We start from the raw sequence: 354 nt of genomic DNA, 5'->3' as shown, positions 1-354 counted from the left end.
CCCCATTTTTATCGATGACTTCACTTGGCGGATAAAGTGGCCCTTGTGTAGTAATTGATAATTCGTAAATATATTTTTTATTACTATCCATCATATTTACTCTGAAATCACCTTGCTTGAATTTATTTTAATAAAATGGTCGCCAATAGATTTTTCTGCAAGTTCAGCCTCTTTCTTACTGATAATATCGAGTGGGTAGACTGTAAAACTTGCTTCCATAGAGGCACATAAAATATCATTTTGCCATGCTTCTATCGTGGAATTTATTTTCTCACGTCGCTCATTAACATCAATATCATTAACCTTATAGGTAATATTAGCTGCGATTGGGAAAACAAAAATATAAAAATTAAT

At 31.9% G+C, this 354-nt stretch carries 1 pseudogene; it reads right to left on the bottom strand.

Going from position 1 to position 354, the window contains the following annotated elements:
• Positions 1-96 precede the first annotated feature (96 nt).
• A pseudogene (locus V2A85_RS24610) lies at positions 97-354 on the bottom strand (hypothetical protein); the annotation flags it as partial.

This window comes from Yersinia sp. 1252 StPb PI (genome assembly GCF_048593885.1).
Lineage (GTDB): Bacteria > Pseudomonadota > Gammaproteobacteria > Enterobacterales > Enterobacteriaceae > Yersinia > Yersinia enterocolitica_E.
Note: the sequence above shows the minus strand (reverse complement) of the source record. Positions and strands in the feature narration are given on the sequence as shown.